This is a genomic window from Solimonas marina (assembly GCF_012241385.1).
Lineage (GTDB): Bacteria > Pseudomonadota > Gammaproteobacteria > Nevskiales > Nevskiaceae > Solimonas > Solimonas marina.
Genome location: NZ_JAAVXB010000011.1, coordinates 104,041 through 124,464, shown reverse-complemented (window position 1 = coordinate 124,464; position 20,424 = coordinate 104,041). Strand labels below are relative to the sequence as shown.

Below are 20,424 nucleotides of genomic sequence, written 5' to 3'. Positions count from 1 at the left end.
TGGAACGCCAATTTTAGCCGCCTCCGGGGAAGGCGTGCCGCGCGTCTCAGTGTGCCAGCCGGCGCATCGCCTGCTCGAGCCCGGACAGGGTCATCGGGAACATACGCCCGGCACCGAGCAACTCGTTGGTGACCTGGATCGACGGCGTGTATTCCCAGTGGTCCTCGCGTTCCGGGTTGAGCCAGACCATGTGCGGAAACTGATCCTGCAGGCGCTTGAACCAGACCGCGCCGGCTTCCTCGTTCCAGTGCTCGACGCTGCCGCCGGCGTGCACGATCTCGTATGGACTCATCGTTGCGTCACCGACGAACAGCACCTTGTAGTCCGGCGTGTACTTGTGCAGCACGTCGAACAAGGCAATGCGCTCGCTGTGGCGACGTGCATTGTCCTTCCACACGGACTCGTAAACGAAGTTGTGGAAGTAGAAGTATTCGAGGTGCTTGAATTCGGTTTTGGCAGCGCTGAACAGCTCCTCGCAGACGCGCACATAAGGGTCCATCGAGCCGCCGACGTCGAGGAACAGCAGCACCTTCACCGCATTGCGCCGCTCCGGCACCATCTTGATGTCGAGATAGCCGGCGTTGCGCGCCGTCGAACTGATCGTGTCGTCGATGTCGAGCACGTCCGGTGCGCCCTCGCGGGCGAAGCGGCGCAGGCGTCGCAGCGCGATCTTGATGTTGCGCGTGCCCAGCTCGATGCTGTCGTCGAGGTTACGGAAGTCGCGCTTCTCCCAGACCTTGACCGCCTTCTTTTGGCCGCCGGGGCCGCCGATGCGCACACCTTCCGGGTTGTAGCCGCCGTGGCCGAACGGGCTGGTGCCGCCGGTACCGATCCACTTGTTGCCGCCATGGTGCTGTTCCTTTTGCTCTTCGAGGCGCTGCTTGAGCGTCTCCATCAGCTTGTCGAGGCCGCCCAGGGCCTGGATCTTGGCCAGCTCTTCCGGCGACAGGTGCAGATCGGCCTGCTTTTTCAGCCATTCTTCGGGGATCGAGTCGAACAGCTCGCCGGTGACCGCCTCGACGCCCTTGAAGTAGGCCGCGAACGCGCGGTCGAAGCGGTCGTACTGCGACTCGTCCTTGACCAGCGCGGCGCGCGACAGATGGTAGAAGTCGTCGATCGAAAAGATCGCGACATGCTTGGACAGCGCCTCGAGCAGCATCAGGAATTCGCTGAGGCTGGCCTTGACGCCGGCGGCGCGCAGCGTGAAGAAGAAGGTGAAGAGCACGGCAGATCACCATCGCAGGAATTTCTGGCATTGTAACGTGCGTGCCGCGCGCATCCCGCGCAAGCCGGGTTCCGGTCCCGGCCTTCGAGCTTTTGAGACAGGCGCCACGGTCCATGCCCAGCATTCGCGAACAGATACGTCTCGGCGAGCAGCATCTGGCCGCCGTCGATCCGGTGATGGCACAGGTCATCGTCGAACACGGCCCGTGCACACTCGGCCACAAGCGCCGTGACCCGTTTCACACGCTGTGTTCGTCGATCATCAGTCAGCAACTGTCGAGCCGCGCCGCCGATACCATCCAGGCGCGAGTGATGGCGGGCATCGGCGCGCTGCAGCACATCCAGCCGGCGCTGCTGGCGCGCGCCACCCACGAGCAGTTGCGCGGTTATGGCCTGTCGACCGCCAAGGCCAAGTGGCTCAAGCATCTGGGCGATGCGGCCGAAGCCGGGCAGCTCGACTTCAAGGCGATGCGCAAGCTCGACGACGAGTCGGCGATCGAGCTGCTCGACGCGCTGCCCGGCATCGGCCGCTGGACTGCCGAGATGTTCCTGATGTTCGCGCTGCTGCGCCTCGATTTGTTCGCGATGGACGACGTCGGCCTGCGCCGCGGCGTCAACATGCTCTACAACCAGGGCAAGCCGGTAGCCGACGCGCGTACGTTGAAGATCGTCAAGAAGTGGGCGCCATATCGCAGCATCGCCAGCTGGTATCTGTGGCGCGTCGCCGATCCGGTCAACGAAATCTGGGTTTGAACAGCGGTTTAACCACAGATTTCACAGATTTCGCTGATGGAAGAAGCTGAAGCTTCTACGCCTTATGAGCTCCGTTACGACCAGAGCAAGAGGAGCCTTCCTCTGAACCGGCGACTCCACATTCAAATCTGTGTCATCTGTGAAATCTGTGGTTAACGCCGTTTGCTTCTACAGCAGGATCAGCGTTCCCAGCGCCAGCAGGCTGAAGAAGCCGCAGACGTCGGTGAAGGTCGTCAGGATCACGCTGCCGGCCAGCGCCGGATCGATGCCGATCTTGTGCAGCGTCAGCGGCACGAAGATGCCGGCCAGGGCGGCGATGGTCTGATTGATGACGATGGCCATGCCGACCACCAGCGCCAGCAGCGGGCTGTGGAACCACATCAGCGCGACGGCGCCGACGACAATGGCCCAGAGCAGACCGTTGATGGCTGCCACCGCCAGTTCCTTTTTCAGCAGGAAGCGCCAATTGTGGGCGCCGATCTGGCCGAGCGCGAGGCTGCGGATCATCAGCGTCAGGGTCTGGCTACCGCCAATGCCGCCCATGCTGGCGACCACCGGCATCAGCACCGCCAGCGCCACGACCTTGCTGATCGAGCCCTGGAACAGATCGACGACCGACGAGGCGAAGAACGCGGTGACGAGGTTGATGCCGAGCCAGACCGCGCGGCGTCGCGCGGCACCGCGCACCGGCGAGAAGATGTCCTCGTCCTCGTCGAGGCCGGCCAGCGACATCAGCTTGTGCTCGGCGTCGCGGCGGATGACGTCGACGACGTCGTCGATGGTGATGCGGCCGACCAGGCGATTGCCGTCGTCGACCACCGGCGCCGACACCAGGTCGGCGTCCTCGAAGCGCTGTGCGACGCGTTCTTCGCCCATCGACGCGGGCAGAGCTTCGCGCTCGCGCTCCATGACGCCCGACACCAGCTCGGTCTCGCCGCGCGTCAGAATGCGATCCAGCGGCAGTGCGCCGAGGTAGTGGCTGTAGCGGTCGACGACGAACAGCGCGTCGGTATGCGCCGGCAGCTCGCCGCGCAGACGCAGATAGCGCTGCACGACGTCGAGCGTGACGTCCGGGCGGACCGTCACGGTATCGGTGTTCATCAGACCGCCGGCGGTATCCGGCTCGTAGGCGAGCACCGCCTCCAGTCGCGCGCGGTCGTCGGCGTCCAGCGCTTTGAGAATCTGCTGGGTGACCGTTTCCGGCAGGTGTTCGACGAAGTCCGCGAGGTCGTCGATGTCCAGCTCTTCGGCGGCGGCGACCAGTTCGTGGACGTCCATCTGCCGCATCAGCTCGGTGCGCACGTCCTCGCCGAGATGCAGCAGCACCTCGCCGTCGTCCTCGGGGCTGACCATCTCCCAGACGACCTTGCGCTGCTGTGGTGGCAGCGATTCGAGGAGGTTGGCGATCTCGGCCGGATTCAGCGCATGCAGCGCGCGGCGCACGGGCAGCAGACGTCCACCGGCCAGCCGCTCACGCAGCAGGGCCACCGCTGCCGACGATGATTCGCGCTCGGACATCCGCTCTCCAGGAAGTGCCGCGCGAGCTTAGCCGAAGCGCGTGAGTGCTCGCTGAACTTTTTGCTGCACCTTGCACGCGGGATCGCGGCTTGCGCCACTCCTACAGGGGTGGCGGTTGCATTTGCAAGAGCGGCGCCAGCCGCGATCCTCTTTACGCGTCCAGCGCGGCGATGCGGTCGCGCATCTCCTGCAGATCGGTCGAGGCCAGGATGCCCTGCACAGCGTGGCGCAGTGCGCCGACGTCGGCGTCCATGATCATGCGCTTGATTTCCAGCACGCTGGCCGGATGCATCGAGAACTCGGTGAGGCCGAGGCCGAGCAGCAGCCGCGTGTAGCGCGGATCGCCGGCCATCTCGCCGCACATCGCCACCGGGATGCCGCCGCGGCTGCCGGATTCGATCGTACGGCTGATCAGCTGCAGCACCGCCGGATGCAGCGGGTCGTAGAGGTAGTTGACCTCATCGTCGACGCGGTCGATCGCCAGCGTGTACTGGATGAGGTCGTTGGTGCCGATCGAGAAGAAGTCGCAGTGGCGCGCCAGCATCGGCGCCGCCAAGGCCGCCGCCGGCACCTCGATCATCGCGCCGACCGGAATCTGGTCGGCGATCTCGTGGCCTTCCCCGATCAGTTCGTGGCGCACGGTGTCGATGGCCGCGCGTGCCTGCCGGAACTCCTGCAGGTTGGAGATCATCGGCAGCATGATGTTGATGCGGCCGTACTTGGAGGCGCGCAACAGAGCCCGCACCTGAGTGCGGAACAGCTCCGGCTCCTTCAGGCACAGCCGGATCGCGCGCAGGCCCAGCGCCGGGTTGTTCGGTGTCGGGCCGTGCGAGCGGCCGGAGTCGACCTGCTTGTCGGCGCCGAGGTCGAGGGTACGGATGGTGATCGGCCCAGCCACCGCCGAGACGATGCGCGCATACGCGTCGAACTGCTCTTCCTCGTCCGGCAGATCCTTGCGGTTCATGTAGAGGAATTCGGTACGGTACAGGCCGACGCCCTCGGCGCCGTTTTCTTCGGCGACCTTGGCGTCTTCGGGCAGCTCGATGTTGGCCAGCAGCTTGGCGCGCAGGCCGTCGCGCGAGACCGCGTCGCGGCCCTTGAGCCGCACCAGACCGGCGCGGTATTGCGCCTGCGCGCGCTGCTTGGCGCGATAGAACTCCAGGGCGATTTCGTCGGGCGCGGCGAGCAGGTGGCCGGCTTCGCCGTCGAGGATCACCGGCTCGCCTTCGCGCAGCAGGCGGCGCGCGTCGCGCAGGCCGGCGATGGCCGGAATGCCGAGGCTGCGCGCGAGAATCGCGGTGTGCGACAGCGGCCCGCCGTATTCGGTAACGAAGGCGGCGACGTGCTGCTGGGCAAGGATGATGATGTCGGCCGGCGTGATGTCGTCGGCGACCAACACGAAGGGCTCGTTGTCGGCCTTGGCCGGCAGCTGCCGTTCCGAGCGCAACAGCACGCGCAGGATGCGCGCGCAGACATGATCGACGTCGTCGCGGCGCGTGCGCAGGTAGGCGTCGTCCATCTGCTCGAAGACCGCGATCAGCGCGTCGCGCGTCTGCCGCAAAGCCGCTTCGGCATTGATGTGCTGGTTGCGGATGTGCGCCAGCGTGGTGTCGGTGATCGAGCGGTCCTCGAGCATCAGCAGATGCGTGTCGATGAACGCCGTGATTTCGCCGGGCGTGCCCGACGGGATCTTTTCGCGCACCTCGTGCAGCTGTTCGCGCGCGCGACGCTGTGCACCGATGAAGCGGACGACTTCGCCTTCGATGTCGTCGGGTTCCAGCGAGTGTTCGGGGATGTCGAGATCGCCGGCGTGCAATTTCTGCACGCGCGCGATCGCGATGCCGCGCGAGACGCCGATGCCGGAGAGCCAGAGACTCATGCGCGATCAGCTGCCTTCGGGTTCTTCGTCGAACTTGTTGGCGATCAGCTCGGCCAGCTCATCGAGTGCCTGCTCGGCATCGGTGCCGTCGGCGATCAGCGTGATCTCGGCGCCCTTGGCGGCGGCCAGCATCATGACACCCATGATCGATTTGCCACTGACTTCGCGGCCGTCCTTGCGGACACGGACCTCGGACTCGAACTTCGAGGCCAGCGTGACGAGCCGGGCGGCGGCGCGCGCGTGCAGGCCGAGGCGGTTGACGATGGTGACGTTGCGTTCCACGTGAGCAGTCCTTCGTTTGTCGGGCGTGGTCGGGTGGGGCTGTATTTCAGCTTTTCGGGCAGACGATGACGCCGCGTGCGCCGCCCTCGGCGGCACTCTTGGCCATCGCCGCCAGCGCCAGCGTTGGGTAGTTGAAGATGCGGATCAGCATCGGCAGATTGACGCCGGCGACGACGGCGACGTGCTCGCCGGTCGCCAGCTTGTTGGCGATGTTGCTCGGCGTCGAGCCGAAGGCATCGGTGAGGATCAGTACGCCGGCGCCGGCGTCGAGACGCTCGATCATCTTGCTGCCCTGTTTGAGCAAGACGTCGTGCGCCTGTACGCGGCGCACTTCCAGTACGTCGGCGGCCAGCGGTAGTTCACCCATCATCTCGGTCAGGGTGTCGAGCAGGTGGTGGCCGAGCTTGCCGTGCATCACCAGCAGCAGGCCGATCCGCGGCATGGGGGCGCTCATGGCTTGGGCGACGGTTGCGATGACGGTTGCCACAGCTCGCGATGGCGAACCGTCAGATTGTCGAAGATGCCGCGAAATGCTGCGGCCAGCCGTTCAACGAAATAGACGCTGCGATGCTGGCCGCCGGTGCAGCCGATCGCCACCGTCAGATAGGCACGATCCTGTTTCTGGTACTCCGGGAGCCAGCGCGCCAGGAATTGCTCGATGTCGCCATAGAGCTGGCCGGTCAGCGGCTGCTTTTCCAGCCATTCGACGACCGCGGTATCGCGGCCGGTCTGCTTGCGCAGTTCCGGTTGCCAGTGCGGGTTCGGAATGGTGCGAATGTCGAAGACGAAATCGGCGTCTTCGGGAATGCCGTGCTTGAATCCGAACGACATGAACAGCAACGACAGCTTGCCGTCGCTGGCCGATTCGATGCCCTGGATTTCCTCACGCAGCGCATGCAGGTTCTTCGACGAGGTGTCGAGCGTGGCATCGGCGGCATTGGCGATCGGCGCCAGCAGCTGGCGCTCGAGACGCACCGCATCCGACAGGGACACATCGCCCTGTGCCAGTGGATGGCGGCGGCGCGTTTCCGAATAGCGCTGCAAGAGCACCGAGTCTTCCGCACGCAGGAACAGCACGCGCACTTCAATGCCTTGCGCGCGCAGCGATTCCAGATATGTCGGAAAGCGTGCGATCTGCGCGCGCGTCTCGCGCGCGTCGATGCCGATCGCCAGCTTCTCGTAGCGCCCGTCGGCGCGGCGCAAGGCGCTGCGGATGAAGGTACCGATCAGCTGCAGCGGCAGGTTGTCGATGCAGTAGTAGCCGATGTCCTCGTACTGCTTGAGCGCGACGGTCTTGCCGGCGCCGGACAGGCCGCTGACGAACACCAGCTTCATCGGTGCTCCCTTGCGCGGCGGTTTGGAGGCGGGGCGTGGCATGTCGAACTGCGGAATCAACTTCGCTCGTGGGTGGGCTCGTGATCGGGCGCGTCGTCGGGGCGCTGCTGTGCGCGGATTTCGCGCGCCTGTCGTTCGATCAGATCGATATCGGCCCGATAACCCTGCAGGCGCAGCTGCTGATCGCGGCAGGCCGCTTCAACCAGTACCGCGAGATTATGCCCGAGGCGGATCGGCACAGTGATTTCCGGCAGCTCGACGCCGAGGATGTCGACCTGACTGCGGCGGCCGCCGAGTCGCTCCATGCCGCTGTCCCAGACGATGCGCGGCGCTTCCAGGTGCACGACCAGATCCAGGCGTTGTCGCGCGATGACGCTGCGGCTGCCGTAAAGCTTGGTGATGTTGAGGATGCCGAGGCTGCGCGCTTCCATGAAGCCGCGCAGCAGCCGCGGCGCACGGCCGATGATGAAGCCGCGGCGCACGGAGAAGTCGACGGCGTCGTCGGCGACCAGGCGATGTCCGCGGGTCAGCAGTTCCAGCGCCAGCTCGCTCTTGCCGACCCCGCTGGCGCCGGTCAGCAGCACGCCCGTGCCATGCACGCGCATGAAGACGCCGTGCAGGGTGATGTTCGGAGCGCTGGGGCGGGGCATGGGCGATCCCGTCGGTCGCCGCGGCGGGCGCTCAGCCGGCCGGCTTGTAGTCGGCCACCAGCTTGTAGAGCGCCGCGTCGTCTGTGGCCGCGCGGGCCGCCTGGCAGAAGTTTTCGTCGGAGAACATTTCGGCGATCGCTGCCAAATGCTTGAGATGGGCCTCGGTCGCGCCTTGCGGGACCAGCAGGCCGAACAACAGGTCGACCGGGCGGCTGTCGTGGGCTTCGTAGTCGAGCGGATGCTTGAGGCGCATGAATGCGCCGATGCTGTCCTCGACCCCGGCGAGCCGGCCATGCGGGATTGCGACGCCGTGACCGAGGCCGGTACTGCCGAGCTTCTCACGACTGGCGAGGCTGCCGAGGATGTCGCCGGCGGCATTCGGGTCGACGCCTTTGGCCAGCAGGCCTGCCAGCTCTTCCAGCGCTTTCTTCTTGCTGCTGAACGTATGTCCCAGGCTGACGCGGTCGGCGGTCAGGATCTCGGCGATTCTCATATGGCGGGATGTCCTCGACTCGTTTTCTTTTATGGCGCTCCCGGGCCCGGTTCGGGAATGACGCTCAAAAAAAAGCCCGGCCCTCGGTGGGCCGGGCCTGTGCCCGCGATTTTACTCAAAGCGCCATGCGCTTGTGCGCTTCGCGCGCATGATGGTCGCGCAGCTTTTCCTTGTGGCGGCGGGTCTGCTGGTCGAGCTTGTCGGCCATCAGGTCGATGGCGGCATACATGTCGTCCTGCGTCGCGCAGGCATGCAGGTCGGCACCGCTGGCGTGCACGGTGGCTTCGGCACGCTGATTGATCTTCTCCACGGAAAGGATGACTTCGGCCGAAATCAGATGGTCGAAATGTCGCTCGAGTCGCTTGAGCTTGGTCAGAACGTAATCGCGCATTGGCGCACTGACATCGACATGGTGACCAGAGATATTCAGGTTCATCGAATCGCTCCTTCAGCCCTATGGGCGTCGTGGACTACAGAAAACCGGTCCTGGATCAGGCCGGCGGTTTTCGCTCGTGCGAGGGCGGTATGCCCAAGCCTTCGCGATATTTCGCTACCGTTCTTCTTGCAACCTGTATGCCTTCCTTGAGCAGCAGCTCAGACAGCGTGGCGTCAGAAAGTGGTCGTGTGGAATCCTCGCCTGAGATCATGCGCTTGATCATGGCCTGGATGGCAGTGGCCGAGCAGACACCACCCCCGGTCGTCTGCACGTGGCTGGAAAAGAAATACTTGAGTTCGTACAGCCCACGGGGCGTGAGCATGTATTTGTTGGCTGTGGCGCGTGAGACGGTCGATTCATGTATGCCCAGCTGCTCGGCGATATCGCGCAGGACCATCGGGCGCATCGCTTCGGGTCCATAATCCAAGAAAGCCCGCTGTTCTTCAACTATGGACTGCGCGACGCGCAACAAGGTTTCATTGCGCGCTTCCAGACTGTTCAGAAAATATCGTGCTTCTTGCAGGTGTTGCTTGAGCACGACCTGGTCGCGCGAGCTGTCGGCGCGGCGGATCATACTTTGGTACTGGCTGTTCAAACGCAGCCGGGGCGTGTGCTCCGGATTCAGGCCGACGACCCAGCGGCCGTTCTTTTTCGACACGAACACATCGGGCGTCACGTAATCCGGTTCATGCGCCTGGAACGGCCGGCCCGGATGCGGCTGCAGGCTGCGGATCAGCTCCAGCGCCAGCTCGATTTCGGCGAGCGGTACACCGCAGGCGCGCGCCAGCGCCGCCGCGTCGCGGCGACCGAGCAGCGGCAGATGTTCGGTGACCAGCTTCAGCGCGGTGTTGATGCCCGGCGTGCGCGACGGCATCGGTTCCAGCTGCAGGCGCAGGCATTCGCCCAGATCGCGTGCGGCGACACCGGTCGGGTCGAAGTCCTGGACCTTCTCCAGGACGGTGTCGAGCTCTTCGGGCGTCGCGCCGTAGTCGCTCTGCAGGCGTGCGGCGAGCTCGTCCCAGTCGTCGAGATAGCCGTCGTCGTTGATCGAATCGATCAGATGCTCTGCCAGCTCGACCTCGCGCATCGAGAACGGCGCGGTCCGCGCCTGATCGACCAGATGATCGTGCAGGCTCTTGCTGCCGTGCAGGTTGGCTTCGAGGAAATCACGCAGCTCGTCGCTGTCGGCGCCGCTCTTCGAGGTGCCGGACGGACCTTCGTCGAAGACATCGCCCCAGTCGGCGTCGACCGGCATTTCGCTCGGAATTTCGCTGTCGGCGCCCAGTTCCAGGCTCTTGGGGTCTTCCGATGTCGGCGCAGCCGGCGCTTCGGCTTCGGCGGTGGCGACCTCGGCTTCCTGGGGTTCGGCGCCGTCCTCACGTTCGAGCAGGATGTTCGATTCGAGCGCCTGTTCAATCTCCTGCTGCAGATCGAGGCTCGACAGCTGCAACAGGCGGATCGCCTGCTGCAGGGCAGGCGTCATCGTCAGCGACTGGCCGAAACGCAGGCCCAGCGTTGATTTCATGAGTGTAAGGGCGGCGATACAGCTAGATGAAAACGCGCCGCGAACGGCGCGGGCGACGCGGCGGCGAGGGTCACCTCACCGCGTCCGCCGGCTGCGTTGCGGGCGGTGCGGAACTCGAGTGTGCTCATAGGTCTCCGGCACAGCCCGCCGTCGTCCGGCGGGCCTGCCTTGGGGGATGGCTTACTTGACGGTGATCGTGATCTTCTGCGACTCGACCGCCGGATTGAACGGCTGGTGCTTCCAGTCAGCGAATTCAAGCTGCAGCGTGTGCTTGCCCGGCGACAGCGTCAGCGTCGTTTCGGTCTGACCGCCGCCGAAATGCTTGATCTGGTCGGTGGCCGGCAGCGGCTGCGTGTAGTCGATGGTCGGGCTGTCGATCAGCAGGTGGTGATGCCCGGTGCCTTCCTTGTTGAAACCGGCCGGCGCGACGCCGGCGCCGGACAGGCCGAACACGACCTTGACCGGGTTGGAGACGGTGGCACCGTCCTTCGGCTCGATGAAATAGACCTTGGCGCCAGCCGGGGCCGGCGTGGCGACGCCCATCGCTTCGGCGGCCTTGTCTGAAGCCTGCTGTTTGGCGCTGTTCTTCAGATCCTTCCAGGTATCGGCGTGGACCGGCGCGGCGAGCGTGGCCAAGACGGCCAGGGCGAGTAGCTTTTTCATGGGGGATCCTGCTCCTGTTGGCTAGCGAATGTTCAGGGCGGCACGCGATTTGCGTGTGGTGCGTAACAAGATTAGGTGAAATGGCGGCGCGCCGCTATACTGCGCACCGCTTGCGAGGCGTCCACCGGTTGACGCACGAGGGTCAAGCCTAACATTGGCAACCCGATTTCGCTCCAGGCCCGCGACCGCAGCAATGCGGCGCCGACTCACTAACGCACGACCTGAACCGGTCCGTCGGAGCAATCCGCACTGCAGGCGTTCAGGAGTTTTCATGACTGACGTTTCACGTTTCGCGGGCCTTGGGCTCGCGTCCGACATCACGCGTGCGGTGGCCGAGGAAGGCTACAGCGAGCCGACCCCGATCCAGCAGCGCGCGATTCCGGAAATCCTGCAGGGCCACGACCTGCTGGCCGCCGCACAGACCGGCACCGGCAAGACCGCCGCCTTCACGTTGCCGTTGCTGCAGCGCCTGCTGACCGACGGCCAGCGCGCCGGGCGCAAGCAGGTCCGCGTGCTGGTGCTGGTGCCGACCCGCGAGCTGGCCGCCCAGGTCCAGGAAAGCGTGCGCACATATGGCCGCCACGTCGCGGGCATCCGCACGGTGCTGATCTTCGGCGGTGTCGGCATCAATCCGCAGATCGAACAGTTGGCGGCTGGCGCCGAGATCGTGGTCGCCACGCCGGGCCGTCTGCTCGACCACGTCGGACAGAAAACCGTCGATCTGTCGAAGATCGACGTGCTGGTGCTCGACGAAGCCGACCGCATGCTCGACATGGGTTTCATCCACGACATTCGCCGCGTCATCAAGCTGCTGCCGGCGCAGCGCCAGAATCTGCTGTTCTCGGCGACGTTCTCGCCGGACATCCGCAAGCTCGCCGAAGGTTTGCTGGAGCGTCCGGTGACCATCGACATCGCGCCGCGCAATTCGGCGGCCGAGACCGTCGACCAGCGCGTGCTGTTCGTCGACAAGAGCCGCAAGACCGATCTGCTGATCCATCTGGCCAAGGGCTACGACTGGAAGCAGACCCTGGTCTTCACGCGCACCAAGCACGGCGCCAATCGCCTGGTCGAGAAGCTGATCAAGGCCGGCATCACGGCTGCGGCGCTGCACGGCAACAAGAGCCAGAGCGCGCGAACCAAGGCACTGGCCGGGTTCAAGGCCAATGAAATCCGCATCCTGGTTGCGACCGACATCGCCGCGCGCGGCATCGACATCGACCAGCTGCCGCACGTCGTCAACTTCGAGTTGCCGAACGTTGCCGAAGACTATGTGCATCGCATCGGCCGCACCGGCCGTGCCGGCAATGTCGGCGAGGCGTTCTCGCTGGTCAGCAGCGACGAGCGCAGCGAATTGCGCGGTATCGAAAAGCTGCTGGGCCGCTCGCTGCCGAGTTTCGAGGTCGATGGTTTCGAGGCTGGTTCGGCCCCGGCGGCCGAGCCGACCGCAGAAGCCGCACAAGGCCAGGGCGAACGCCCGTCGGCTGGCCCGCGTGCCGCTGGCGAGCCGGGTGATCGCAATGGCCGTCGCCGCCGTCGTGGCCGCGGTCGCGGCCCGGGTGGCGACGCGCAGCCGCGTCAGGACGCCGGCGGCAACGCACGTCCGCCGCGGCCGTCCCAGCCGCAGCCGCCGCGCGGTGAGCGCGAGTCCTCGGGGCGTGAACGTGACGAGTTCGGCGACATCAACGGCAACCTGATATCACACAAGCCGACGCCGCCGCCGCGTGAGGGCCGCCGTCCGTTCCGCGGCAATGGAGGGCGTCGTGGTGGTGGCGGCGGCCGTCCGGGTGGTGGGAACGCCTACCGATGAGCGACAAGAAGTCCGGCAAGAAGCGGCAGCAGCCGCAGAAGCAATACGGACCGCCGCCCCGTTTCGGGGGCGGCGGTTTCGGCGCGGGCGGACGTCCGCAAAAGTCCGCCGAGCACCGCGCCGGCAAGTCGCGCAAGGTGCATTGAACGTCGGCCGCGCAACGCGCGGCCGATCTCGTTCTGCTATTGGATTTTTACCGATACGGCGAATATGGCCGCTGCATGAGCGCGGCGCGCGCGCAGCGGTGATCCACGTTGCTCAGGCGCGCGTGAAGATGCCGATCACCGAATCCAGATGGGCGCGCATCGCCTTGCGCGCGCGCGCCGCGTCGCGCGCCTCGAGCGCGTCGAGAATGGCCTGGTGCTCGCGCTCCGAGCGGTGTGGCATGTCGTCTGGCGTGTAGAGCGCCTGCATGCGCCGGAACATCTCGCTGTAGCGGTGCCCGAGCAGATGCCGCAACAGGGCGTGATAGGCCGGGTTGCCGCTGGCTTCGGCGATGCGGATATGGAACAGCCGATCACCGGGGTGGGTCTTCGAGCCTTCGCGATTGTCGCGGACATTGTGCTCGTAGGCGGCGCGGATCGCTGCCAGTTGCGCGTCGGAGGCATTGCCGGCCGCCAGTGCCGCGGCCTCCGGTTCGACCAGTGCGCGCGCTTCGAGCAGGGCGAACGGGGGAATGTCGAGCGTGACCGGCGGGCCGAGTTCGGCGTCGAGCTCCGGGTCCGGCTCCCAGCCGATGTCGGTGCCGACAGCAGCCGGCGTGGCTCCTCCGGTATCCGGCGACGGCGCGAGCACTTCAACGCCGCTGCCGACGCGCACGCGCACGGCACCGCGAATTTCCAGGGCCAGCAGGGCTTCGCGTACCGACGTCCGGCTGACATTGAGCAGCTTGGCGAGTTCGCGCTCCGGTGGCAGGGTGCTGCCGGGACGGTATTCACCGCGTTCGATCGCTTCGAGCAACTGGTCGGCGATCTGCTGGTAAAGACGGCGGTTCTGAATGGCTTGAATGGGCATGAAAGGTCGGTCGTCGCGGCGGACTGCGCGGGGCAGCCCGCCGCGATGATACCGGCTGTGCCTGGTACCAGGCAGGTGCGCGTCAGCGCGGGAAGCTGAAATCGCCCTTGAACGAATAAACGAAGCCGAAGTAGACGGCCTGCTGCGAGTGGCCATCCTCGGGCCGCTCGTCGGTTGCTTCGACCGCGAAGTCGGCGGCGTCGCTGTTGCTGACGGTACCGACCGACGCGTAGGTGAAGAAGTTGTCGGCAAAGTTGTAAGTGGTGCCGAGCGCATAAAGCGTCGCGTTACCGCCGTCGTTGTCGACGTTGATGTGGTACAGCGCACCCTGCAGGCGCCAGCGCGGCGTCACCCAGTAATGGGCGCCGGCCCAGTAGTGATCGGCGCGTTCATAGCCATAGCCGGTGCTGTCGGCGTTCTCCGCGCCATTGGGCGCCGACAGGCCGTTGTAGCCGGCATACAGATCGACGGTGCCCAGATGCAGCGCGCCGCCGAGGATCCATTCGCGCGAGTAGAGGAACAGGTCCGAGTACTGGGCATTGTCGTCGCGGCGCACGTCATAGATGGCGCGCAGCTCGACGATCTTGCCGACGTAGTTCAGTGTCACTGCGTCGTTGCGGCTGGCATTGAATGAGCCGGTGTCGCCGCCGAAGCCGATCTGCACTTCGGCATTCCAGCCGTGATAGGTCGGCGTCGTGTACTGCACCATGTTGTCGACGCCCTGCCAGTCGCGACCACGCACCAGCGTCTCGTAGCCCATGAACTGCTGGTAGAACGGGTCGATGTACCAGCCGTTGTTCGACAGCGACAGATTCTTGCCGAACACCAGCGTGCCGTAGCGCTGGCTGCTGAGGCCGGCGTAGGCGCGGCGATTGAACAGCGCACTGCCGTTGAGCTCGCCCTTCATCGCGTCGAAGCCCGATTCGAGCAGGAAGATTGCTTTCAGGTCGTCCGGCAAGGCGTCGTTGAGATCGCTGAGATCCTGCGAGCCCTTGATGTCGAGCAGGCTCGTGCCCCACTGATTGCCGCCGCCGCGGAATTTGTCGTCGCTGCTGCCGCCGCCGTCGGCGGTGTTGTCGATGCCGTTGACGTAGTCGAGGCCGGCCGACACGCGACCGCTGATCTCCAGCGACGTATCGGCGTGAGCCGGGATGCTCAGCGCCAGCAGGACGCCGCCGAAGGCGAGGCCGGCGCGCGCGCCGGGGCTGAATGCAGGAATCTTGGACATGAGGGTCTCCTCCCGGCGCGGTGAAGACCGCGCCGGACGTGGTATTGGTATGAGCGTTTCGGGTGGGCCGGGCGGCCCGGATTTAGTTAAGGTGCGGCGATCAGGCCTTGCGCACGACGCGGTGGCCGGACAGGCCGTACCAGCAGACGATCGCAAAGCAGACGACCGGCACCAGGTAGGCGGTGCCGACGCCGTGCAGGTCGGAAATGCGCCCCATGACGTACGGCGCGATCGCGCCGCCGACGATGGCCATGATCTGGAACGACGCACCGCGCTTGGTGTTGGCGCCGAGATCGGTGACGCCCAGCGCGAAGATCGTCGGGAACATGATCGACATGAAGAAGAACACGCCGATCATCGCCACCACGGCGACGGTGTGCGAGGAGTAGATCGCGACCAGCACCAGCACCATGTTGATCGCGCCGTAGGCGGCGAGCAGCTTCGGCGCGGCGATCTTGGTCAGCAGGCCGGTGCCGATGAAGCGCCCGACCAGGAACATGATCATCGCCACCGACAGCAGATAGGCGGCGTGCTGCGAGCTGGTGTCGGCCGAGCGGTCGGTCATGAAGTTGATGAAGAACGCACCGACACCGACCTGCGCGGCCACGTAGAAGAACTGCGTGACGACGCCGAACAGGAAATGGCGCTGCTGCATCAGCGGCACGGTGGTACCGGCGCTGGCGCTGCCGTCCGAATTCTTCTCGCGAATGTCCGGCAGCTGCGTGCGCCAGATGGCGAACGCGACGATGACCACGAGGATGGCAATGCCGACGTACACGGCCTGCACCGGCGCCTGTGCATTGGCGACGCTGTCGCTGGCGCCCTTGAAGAAGAAGGCGCCGCCGATCAGCGGGCCGAAGAACTGCCCGAGTCCGTTGAACGACTGTGACAGGTTCAGGCGGCGTGCCGAACTCTGCGAGGGGCCGAGTACGGTGACATACGGGTTGGCCGCCGTTTCCAGGCAGCCGAGGCCGCTGGCGATGACGAACAGCGCGAACAGGAACATCGCATAGCTACCCGAGGCCGTGGCCGGCACGAACAGCAGCGCACCGATCGCGTACATCGACAGGCCGAGCAGGATGCCGACCTTGTAGCCAGCGCGCTGCATCAGGGCCGAGGCCGGCAGCGCCCACAGGAAGTACGCACCGAAGTACGCGGCCTGCAGCAGACCGGACTTGGCGTGGGAGACATTCAGCGTCTCCTGGAAATGTTTGTTGAGGACGTCGAGCAGGCCATAGGACAGGCCCCACATGAAAAACAGGCTGGTGACGAGCGCAAGCGCGACAGCATATGAACGTTGCGGTGTGCCTGCGGTGCTGACGCTACCGCTGACGGGGGCGCTGAGGGCCATCGGTGAATCTCCTCTATATGTTGGCTGGGGAAGTTGCGGTGCCTATTGCGCCGCCAGATCGAAAATCAGGGCTGCCGGCGTCCATTTCCGGCCAGGCTCGGTCCACGGCGTCGGCGCCTGGAACCGGTCCATCAGCGCTTCCCAGCGCTGTACAACGGGGTTGTCGCGCTCGGCGCCGGCAAAGGCCTGGGCGTCGAAGCGTGTGCCATCGGTTTCCATGACCATGAACAGCCGCGTGCCGAGTCGATAGATCTGCATCTGCGTGACGCCATGGCCGCGCAGGTGCTCGGTGATTTCGGGCCAGATGCGCTGATGATGGGCTTCGTATTCCGCGATCAGCTGCGGGTCGTCTTTAAGGTCGAGAACAAGGCATTGGCGCATGGCAGGGCTCCCGTTGCGGCGCGCGCTCAGGTCGCGGCGCGATCGAGGTGCGTGTAGCCGCCGTCGACGAACAGCCACTGGCCGGTCGTGTGCGAGGCGCGCTCCGAGAGCAGGAACACCGTGGTGTCGGCGATCTCGCTGTCCTTGGTCATGCGGTGGCCGAACGGAATCTTGCGGGTGATCTCGGCGAGCTTGTCCTCGGGGTTGTCGAAGCTCTGGATCCACGACGCATAGAGCGGCGTCATCACTTCGGCGGGGATCACCGCGTTGACGCGCACGCCCTGTTCGGCCAGCGCCAGCGCCCATTCGCGGGTCAGTGACAGCTGCGCACCCTTGGAAGCGCAGTAACCGCTGGTCTGGCCCTGGCCGGTGACCGCGGTCTTCGATGAGATATTGACGATCGCGCCGCGCGTCTTCGCCAGATGCGGCGCGCAGTAGTGCGTCATCACGTAGTAGTGAATCAGATTGCGTTCGAGCGATTGCACAAACGCTGCACGGCCAGCGTCGAGACCGACGTTGTCGTTGATGCCGGCGTTGTTGACCAGACCGTCGAGCCGGCCGAAGGCGGCGAGTGTGTCTTCGACGGCCTGGCGGCAGGCGTCTTCGTCGGTCAGCTCGGCGACGATCAGGCGCGCCTTGGGCTGTTTGCGATGCAATTCGGCGAGGAAGCCGTCGTCTTTCGGGGCACGGCCGACGATGACCGGAATCGCGCCTTCAGCGGCAAGCTGCTGGGTGATGGCGCCGCCGATGCCGGCACTACCGCCGGTGACGATCACGACTTTGTCTTTGAGTCCGAGTTCCACGTATATCTCCTCAAGCTTGTTGCGTGGCCTTTGCGTGCGTGGCGCTACAGGCGATAGATCGCCTCGGCGCTGCCGCCCTGCAGGCGCCCGCGCTCATGCGCGGACAGGCCTTGGCTCCAGTCCAGGATCAAGGCCTGGACGTCGGCATAGGCGGCTGCCAGCAGGCAGACCGGCCAGTCGGAGCCGAACATCAGGCGCGCCGGGCCGAAGGCTTCGAGCGCGACGTCGAGATGTCGGCGGATACGGTCCGTGTCCGGGCGGCCGTCGGCGCGTTTCGGCGCTTCGGTCACCAGGCCGGAGAGTTTTGCGGCGACGTGCGGCATCGCCGCGAGCGCGCGGATCTGCTGCGCCCAGGCGTCGAAAGCGTCGTCGTCGCCCATTGCCGGCTTGCCGAGGTGGTCGAGCACCAGCCAGTGACGGTCATGCCGCGCGCACAGGCGCTCGGCCAGCGACAGCTGATCGGCGCGCAGCAGCACCTCATAGACGAGCTGCATGTTTTGCGCAGCCGCCAGGCCATGCGTGTAGCGCGGGTCGGCAATCGTCGCGGCCGGCTCGGCATCGTCCTGCAACTGGTGACGGATACCGACCAGTGCCGGCTGGCGCCGCCAGCCGGCGAGGTGCTCGACGATGTCGTCGCGCCACAGGTCGATCCAGCCGACCACGCCGGCGATCCACGAATGCTCGCTGGCCAGTGCCAGCAGGAAGCGCGTGTCGTCCTCATCGCCGCAGGACTGCACGGCGATGCAGGCATCGACATCGTTGGCGGCGAGCAGCGGCTGCAGCTGCTCGGGCAGCCAGTCGCCGGCCAGCAGCTCCATGCCGGGGCCGACCCAGTCGAAGCCTTGTTCCGGATAGCGCCAGAAGTGCTGGTGCGCGTCGATACGCCGGCCGCCCGACGAGCGGGTCGCGGTCAGCGGTGGATCGAGGCGTTCGGCTTTCATGGCGCGGATCGGGGCGGGCGATTAGCCGACGTAGCGGTACTGTTCGAGCGATTCCGGCTTCATCTCGATCGAGAAGCCGGGCGCGGTCGGCACCTGGTAGGCCGCGTTGCGGACCACGCAGGGATCGACGAAGTGCTCGTGCAGGTGGTCGACGAACTCGGTGACACGGCCCTCATGGGTGCCGGACACGCAGAGGTAGTCGATCATCGACAGGTGCTGCACGTACTCACACAGACCGACGCCGCCCGCGTGCGGGCAGACCGGCAGCTGATACTTCGCGGCCATCAGCAGCACCGCGAGAATTTCGTTGACACCACCCAGTCGGCAGGAGTCGATCTGCACGACATCGATGGCGCCGCGCATGATCAACTGCTTGAAGATGATGCGATTTTGGCACATCTCGCCGGTCGCGACCTTGACCGGCGCGACGCCTTCGCGAATCTTGCGATGGCCTTCGATATCGTCGGGGCTGGTCGGTTCCTCGATGAACCATGGCTTGGCGAACGCCAGCGCCTTGACCCATTCGACGGCTTGATCGACTTCCCAGACCTGGTTGGCGTCGATCATCAGCTGGCGGTCCCAACCGATCACTTCGCGCGCGATGCTCACGCGGCGGATGTCGTCTTCGAGCTTGGCGCCGACTTTGAGCTTGATGTGCGTGTAACCCTCGTCGATCGCTTCCTGACACAGACGGCGCAGCTTGTCGTCGCTGTAGCCCAGCCAGCCGGCCGAGGTGGTGTAGCACGGATAGCCGTCACGCTTGAGCGCGGCGACGCGCTCGGTCTTGGTCGGCTCCAGTGCCTTGAGCATCGCCAGCGCCTCGTCCGGCGTGATGCAGTCGGTGAGGTAACGGAAGTCGATGCAGCGAATGAATTCTTCCGGTGTCATGTCGGCGACCAGCTGCCACAGCGGCTTGCCGACCGACTTCGCCCACAGATCCCAGACCGCGTTGACGACGGCGCCGGTCGCCAAGTGGATGGCGCCCTTGTCGGGGCCGATCCAGCGCAGCTGGCTGTCGGCGGTCACGTGCCGCCAGAAGCGGCCCATGTCGGCGGCGATCCAGTCGAGGTCGAGACCGACCACGAGGTGGCGCATCGCTTCGATCGCGGCGCAGCAGATTTCGTTGCCGCGGCCGATGGTGAAGGTCAGGCCGTGGCCCTTCAACTTCTCGTCGTCGGTGTCGAGGATGACGTAGGCGGCCGAGTAGTCCGGGTCCGGATTCATCGCGTCCGAGCCGTCGAGGCGCTTCGAGGTGGGGAAGCGCACGTCGAGCACGCGCATGGCGGTGATCTTGGCCATTACGCGTTCACCGTCTTCTGCTGCTGTTCGCCGAGACCTTCGATGCCGAGGCGGATGGTCTGGCCGGCGCGCAGGTAGATCGGCGGCTTCTGGCCCATGCCGACGCCCGGCGGCGTGCCGGTCGAGATCACGTCGCCCGGCTGCAGGCTCATGAACTGGCTGAGGTAGTGCACCAGGAACGCAACCTTGTAGACCATCGTCGCCGTGCTGCCGTCCTGATAACGCTTGCCGTCGACGTCCAGCCACATCTTCAGGTTCTGCGGGTCCGCCACTTCATCGGCGGTGACCAGCCACGGACCGGTCGGGCCGAAGGTGTCGCAGCCCTTGCCCTTGTCCCAGGAGCCGCTGCGCTCGATCTGGTACTCGCGCTCGGAGACGTCGTTGATGACGCAATAGCCGGCGACGTGCGACATCGCGTCCTTTTCGTCGATGTAGCGACCGCCCTTGCCGATCACCACGCCGAGCTCGACTTCCCAGTCGGTCTTCTGAGAGCCGCGCGGAATCTCGACGTCGTCGTTGGGGCCGACCACGGCGCTCAGCCACTTGTTGAAGACCACCGGTTCCGGCGGCACTTCGGCACCGGTTTCGGCGGCATGGTCGGAGTAGTTCAGGCCGATGCAGATGAACTTGCCGATCTTGCCGACGCAGGCGCCGAGGCGCGGCGTGCCGTCGACCAGCGGCAGCGACTCGATGTCGAGCGCCTGCAGCTTGGCCAGGCCGGCGGGAGTCAGCGTGTCACCGCCGATGTCGGCCACGATGCCGGACAGATCGCGGATACGGGACTGGGCGTCGAGCACGCCGGGCTTTTCATGGCCCTTGGGGCCATAGCGCAACAGCTTCAT

22 protein-coding genes are annotated in these 20,424 nt (G+C 65.6%); 3 read left to right on the top strand and 19 right to left on the bottom strand.

The window, feature by feature from the left end; translation table 11 throughout:
- Positions 1-46: 46 nt before the first annotated feature.
- Positions 47-1,225: a vWA domain-containing protein gene (locus tag G7Y82_RS17260; RefSeq protein ID WP_168149389.1), complete on the bottom strand. Its 1,179-nt coding sequence runs from the start codon at positions 1,223-1,225 to the stop codon at positions 47-49.
- A 113-nt stretch (positions 1,226-1,338) separates the two neighbouring features.
- On the opposite strand from G7Y82_RS17260, the gene G7Y82_RS17255 reads away from it, so the two are divergent.
- Positions 1,339-1,977, top strand: a complete 639-nt coding sequence (locus G7Y82_RS17255; RefSeq protein WP_168149388.1) for a DNA-3-methyladenine glycosylase family protein — start codon at positions 1,339-1,341, stop codon at positions 1,975-1,977.
- 168 nt (positions 1,978-2,145) lie between these two features.
- On the opposite strand, the gene mgtE is transcribed toward G7Y82_RS17255, so the two are convergent.
- From mgtE to G7Y82_RS17205, 10 genes are all read right to left on the bottom strand, one after another.
- Complete coding sequence (gene mgtE, locus G7Y82_RS17250) at positions 2,146-3,495, bottom strand: magnesium transporter (RefSeq protein WP_168149387.1); 1,350 nt, start codon at positions 3,493-3,495, stop codon at positions 2,146-2,148.
- Positions 3,496-3,646: 151 nt separating this feature from the next.
- Positions 3,647-5,374 carry a phosphoenolpyruvate--protein phosphotransferase gene (gene ptsP / locus G7Y82_RS17245; RefSeq protein ID WP_168149386.1) on the bottom strand — a complete coding sequence of 576 codons (1,728 nt, stop codon included), beginning with the start codon at positions 5,372-5,374 and terminating at the stop codon, positions 3,647-3,649.
- 6 nt (positions 5,375-5,380) lie between these two features.
- Positions 5,381-5,656, bottom strand: a complete 276-nt coding sequence (locus G7Y82_RS17240; protein ID WP_168149385.1) for an HPr family phosphocarrier protein — start codon at positions 5,654-5,656, stop codon at positions 5,381-5,383.
- 46 nt (positions 5,657-5,702) lie between these two features.
- Positions 5,703-6,098: a PTS sugar transporter subunit IIA gene (locus G7Y82_RS17235; protein WP_168149384.1), complete on the bottom strand. Its 396-nt coding sequence runs from the start codon at positions 6,096-6,098 to the stop codon at positions 5,703-5,705.
- 8 nt (positions 6,099-6,106) lie between these two features.
- Positions 6,107-7,033: an RNase adapter RapZ gene (gene rapZ, locus G7Y82_RS17230; RefSeq protein ID WP_240954381.1), complete on the bottom strand. Its 927-nt coding sequence runs from the start codon at positions 7,031-7,033 to the stop codon at positions 6,107-6,109.
- A 14-nt stretch (positions 7,034-7,047) separates the two neighbouring features.
- Positions 7,048-7,641, bottom strand: a complete 594-nt coding sequence (locus G7Y82_RS17225; RefSeq protein ID WP_168149383.1) for a hypothetical protein — start codon at positions 7,639-7,641, stop codon at positions 7,048-7,050.
- Between the two features lie 31 nt (positions 7,642-7,672).
- Positions 7,673-8,134 (bottom strand): PTS sugar transporter subunit IIA, encoded by a 462-nt coding sequence (locus G7Y82_RS17220; protein WP_168149382.1) that lies wholly within the window; start codon positions 8,132-8,134, stop codon positions 7,673-7,675.
- Positions 8,135-8,249: 115 nt separating this feature from the next.
- The gene (hpf, locus tag G7Y82_RS17215; RefSeq protein ID WP_168149381.1) at positions 8,250-8,570 is read right to left on the bottom strand and encodes a ribosome hibernation-promoting factor, HPF/YfiA family; all 321 of its coding nucleotides are present in this window, start codon (positions 8,568-8,570) and stop codon (positions 8,250-8,252) included.
- A 55-nt stretch (positions 8,571-8,625) separates the two neighbouring features.
- Entirely contained in the window at positions 8,626-10,095 is a 1,470-nt protein-coding gene (locus G7Y82_RS17210; RefSeq protein WP_168149380.1) for an RNA polymerase factor sigma-54, read from the bottom strand.
- A gap of 180 nt (positions 10,096-10,275) precedes the next feature.
- Positions 10,276-10,758 carry a DUF4399 domain-containing protein gene (locus G7Y82_RS17205; protein ID WP_168149379.1) on the bottom strand — a complete coding sequence of 161 codons (483 nt, stop codon included), beginning with the start codon at positions 10,756-10,758 and terminating at the stop codon, positions 10,276-10,278.
- Positions 10,759-11,029: 271 nt separating this feature from the next.
- On the opposite strand from G7Y82_RS17205, the gene G7Y82_RS17200 reads away from it, so the two are divergent.
- Positions 11,030-12,565, top strand: a complete 1,536-nt coding sequence (locus G7Y82_RS17200; RefSeq protein WP_168149378.1) for a DEAD/DEAH box helicase — start codon at positions 11,030-11,032, stop codon at positions 12,563-12,565.
- Positions 12,562-12,711 carry a hypothetical protein gene (locus G7Y82_RS17195; protein WP_168149377.1) on the top strand — a complete coding sequence of 50 codons (150 nt, stop codon included), beginning with the start codon at positions 12,562-12,564 and terminating at the stop codon, positions 12,709-12,711. Before G7Y82_RS17200 ends, G7Y82_RS17195 begins: the two co-directional genes overlap by 4 nt.
- Before the next feature lie 112 nt (positions 12,712-12,823).
- On the opposite strand, the gene G7Y82_RS17190 is transcribed toward G7Y82_RS17195, so the two are convergent.
- From G7Y82_RS17190 to G7Y82_RS17155, 8 genes are all read right to left on the bottom strand, one after another.
- Positions 12,824-13,579, bottom strand: coding sequence for a FadR/GntR family transcriptional regulator (locus tag G7Y82_RS17190; RefSeq protein WP_168149376.1), 756 nt, complete (start codon positions 13,577-13,579; stop codon positions 12,824-12,826).
- 82 nt (positions 13,580-13,661) lie between these two features.
- Positions 13,662-14,807, bottom strand: coding sequence for a porin (locus G7Y82_RS17185; protein WP_168149375.1), 1,146 nt, complete (start codon positions 14,805-14,807; stop codon positions 13,662-13,664).
- A gap of 100 nt (positions 14,808-14,907) precedes the next feature.
- A complete protein-coding gene (fucP, locus tag G7Y82_RS17180) occupies positions 14,908-16,158 on the bottom strand; it encodes an L-fucose:H+ symporter permease (RefSeq protein WP_168149374.1) in 1,251 nt (416 codons plus the stop codon).
- 42 nt (positions 16,159-16,200) lie between these two features.
- Positions 16,201-16,539 (bottom strand): L-rhamnose mutarotase, encoded by a 339-nt coding sequence (locus G7Y82_RS17175; protein WP_168149373.1) that lies wholly within the window; start codon positions 16,537-16,539, stop codon positions 16,201-16,203.
- Positions 16,540-16,565: 26 nt separating this feature from the next.
- Positions 16,566-17,342, bottom strand: a complete 777-nt coding sequence (locus G7Y82_RS17170) for an SDR family oxidoreductase (protein ID WP_168149372.1) — start codon at positions 17,340-17,342, stop codon at positions 16,566-16,568.
- Positions 17,343-17,386: 44 nt separating this feature from the next.
- Positions 17,387-18,283, bottom strand: a complete 897-nt coding sequence (locus G7Y82_RS17165; RefSeq protein ID WP_168149371.1) for an amidohydrolase family protein — start codon at positions 18,281-18,283, stop codon at positions 17,387-17,389.
- A 21-nt stretch (positions 18,284-18,304) separates the two neighbouring features.
- Entirely contained in the window at positions 18,305-19,582 is a 1,278-nt protein-coding gene (locus tag G7Y82_RS17160; protein ID WP_168149370.1) for an L-fuconate dehydratase, read from the bottom strand.
- Positions 19,582-20,424, bottom strand: coding sequence for a fumarylacetoacetate hydrolase family protein (locus G7Y82_RS17155; protein ID WP_168149369.1), 843 nt, complete (start codon positions 20,422-20,424; stop codon positions 19,582-19,584). The genes G7Y82_RS17160 and G7Y82_RS17155 overlap by 1 nt, the downstream gene beginning before the upstream one ends.

Coding starts and splice junctions, on each gene's coding strand:
- G7Y82_RS17185 (WP_168149375.1), bottom strand. CDS start 14,807: ATGTCCAAGATTCCTGCATTCAGCCCCGGCGCGCGCGCCGGCCTCGCC.
- G7Y82_RS17175 (WP_168149373.1), bottom strand. CDS start 16,539: ATGCGCCAATGCCTTGTTCTCGACCTTAAAGACGACCCGCAGCTGATC.
- G7Y82_RS17220 (WP_168149382.1), bottom strand. CDS start 8,134: ATGAGAATCGCCGAGATCCTGACCGCCGACCGCGTCAGCCTGGGACAT.
- G7Y82_RS17160 (WP_168149370.1), bottom strand. CDS start 19,582: ATGGCCAAGATCACCGCCATGCGCGTGCTCGACGTGCGCTTCCCCACC.
- G7Y82_RS17205 (WP_168149379.1), bottom strand. CDS start 10,758: ATGAAAAAGCTACTCGCCCTGGCCGTCTTGGCCACGCTCGCCGCGCCG.
- G7Y82_RS17200 (WP_168149378.1), top strand. CDS start 11,030: ATGACTGACGTTTCACGTTTCGCGGGCCTTGGGCTCGCGTCCGACATC.
- fucP (WP_168149374.1), bottom strand. CDS start 16,158: ATGGCCCTCAGCGCCCCCGTCAGCGGTAGCGTCAGCACCGCAGGCACA.
- G7Y82_RS17165 (WP_168149371.1), bottom strand. CDS start 18,283: ATGAAAGCCGAACGCCTCGATCCACCGCTGACCGCGACCCGCTCGTCG.
- hpf (WP_168149381.1), bottom strand. CDS start 8,570: ATGAACCTGAATATCTCTGGTCACCATGTCGATGTCAGTGCGCCAATG.
- rapZ (WP_240954381.1), bottom strand. CDS start 7,033: ATGCCACGCCCCGCCTCCAAACCGCCGCGCAAGGGAGCACCGATGAAG.
- G7Y82_RS17190 (WP_168149376.1), bottom strand. CDS start 13,579: ATGCCCATTCAAGCCATTCAGAACCGCCGTCTTTACCAGCAGATCGCC.
- G7Y82_RS17195 (WP_168149377.1), top strand. CDS start 12,562: ATGAGCGACAAGAAGTCCGGCAAGAAGCGGCAGCAGCCGCAGAAGCAA.
- G7Y82_RS17225 (WP_168149383.1), bottom strand. CDS start 7,641: ATGCCCCGCCCCAGCGCTCCGAACATCACCCTGCACGGCGTCTTCATG.
- G7Y82_RS17210 (WP_168149380.1), bottom strand. CDS start 10,095: ATGAAATCAACGCTGGGCCTGCGTTTCGGCCAGTCGCTGACGATGACG.
- G7Y82_RS17155 (WP_168149369.1), bottom strand. CDS start 20,424: ATGAAGCTGTTGCGCTATGGCCCCAAGGGCCATGAAAAGCCCGGCGTG.
- G7Y82_RS17235 (WP_168149384.1), bottom strand. CDS start 6,098: ATGCCGCGGATCGGCCTGCTGCTGGTGATGCACGGCAAGCTCGGCCAC.
- G7Y82_RS17255 (WP_168149388.1), top strand. CDS start 1,339: ATGCCCAGCATTCGCGAACAGATACGTCTCGGCGAGCAGCATCTGGCC.
- ptsP (WP_168149386.1), bottom strand. CDS start 5,374: ATGAGTCTCTGGCTCTCCGGCATCGGCGTCTCGCGCGGCATCGCGATC.
- mgtE (WP_168149387.1), bottom strand. CDS start 3,495: ATGTCCGAGCGCGAATCATCGTCGGCAGCGGTGGCCCTGCTGCGTGAG.